This window comes from Myroides odoratimimus (genome assembly GCF_038039805.1).
Classification (GTDB): Bacteria; Bacteroidota; Bacteroidia; order Flavobacteriales; family Flavobacteriaceae; genus Flavobacterium; species Flavobacterium odoratimimum_B.
Genome location: NZ_JBBPHK010000059.1, coordinates 1 through 1450, shown reverse-complemented (window position 1 = coordinate 1450; position 1450 = coordinate 1). Strand labels below are relative to the sequence as shown.

1 protein-coding gene is annotated in these 1450 nt (G+C 29.9%); it reads left to right on the top strand.

Translation table 11 applies throughout. The features are described 5' to 3' along the window. Window positions 1-288: 288 nt before the first annotated feature. Window positions 289-1284, top strand: coding sequence for a transposase (locus AABL85_RS17375; RefSeq protein WP_341311022.1), 996 nt, complete (start codon window positions 289-291; stop codon window positions 1282-1284). The last annotated feature ends 166 nt before the right edge of the window (window positions 1285-1450 follow it).

Here is a 1450-nt window from a genome sequence, read left to right as displayed (position 1 = left end):
AATTTCGAGTGCCTCAAAACATAACTTGCTGTTACTTTTGCAGTAACTTATTTAGATATAAATACATTTTATAAAAGAAAAGATCTCTTTTGATTTTCAATAGTTTTATGGAGCAAGTAAGAGGTGAACATAATAACTTGCTAGCCAACTTGGGTTTTACCAGCATTTGTCCTCTTAGTTTGCTTTTATGTTGCAAGGAACCTGTTAGGATGTTAGACTTCGGGTCTGTTAACAGCTTTAGTGGTAAGCAACTTTAATCAGTATTAATTTTTTAAATTTTCATTTGTTATGGTATTTAAAATTTATGTAGGTATTGATGTCTCTAAATTGACATTAGATGTGTTTATTCGAGAAAAACAAACTCATAGAAAGTTCAAAAATGATCTTAATGGATTTGAATCTTTACTTGAATGGTTAAGAAAACAGACTAAGACTGAGTTTGAGTCTCTAGTTATTTGTTTTGAGCATACGGGACTTTATTCGTTGCCATTAGCAATGTTTCTTGAGAAAAATAATATTAGTTATTCAATGTTATCAGCTTTGGCTATTAAACGTTCATTAGGTATCACAAGAGGAAAAAATGATTATATCGATTCAAAGAGAATTGCTGATTTTGGCTATCGTTTTCAAGATGTAATATCATTAACAAAGCTTCCTGCTAGTGATATTTTTAAGCTTCAATCTTTGCTTACTTTACGAGGAAGGTTATCAGTGATTTTAGGAAGGTTTGTTGTTTCTAAAACAGAAGCTATAAGGTTTATGGGAAAAGAGACTATTCCAGAGCTATTTTTGACTTATGATAATATGATCTTGATGACAAAACAACAAATAAAATCGTTAGAAAACAGTATTAAGGATATTATCTATAACAATCAGGATTTAAGGCGTTCATATGGGCTTATTACATCTGTAAAGGGTGTTGGATTAATTGTGGCTAGTTATTTAATTGTTTATACTCAGAATTTTACGCGATTCAGCAATTGGAGGAAGTTTGCATGTTATTCTGGAATAGCACCATTTGATTATCAATCTGGAACGAGTGTAAAAGGAAGAACCAAAGTTAGTTCTATTGCTAATAAACAAATAAAAAAACTACTTCATTTGTCAGCCATTTGTGCAATTCATACAGATACAGAAATGATAGAATACTATAATAGAAGACAAAGTGAAGGAAAGCATAAAATGACTATTATTAATATAGTACGGAATAAAATCATTTCTCGTGTGTTTGCAGTTATAAAACGAGGAACACCTTTCGTAGATATCAAGAAATATGCTAGTTAGAGTATAGGATTACTACGGTTTATTCTTTTTGTCCGACTAATAATTATTAGCCGATAGAGAGACTATGCTTATAAATGAGCAAAAAAAAATTTAAACTATATTTTATTTTTTTTCTACTTTTTATTTGGAAAAAACTTAGGATGCTGTGATCTTTCGATTACTAAAT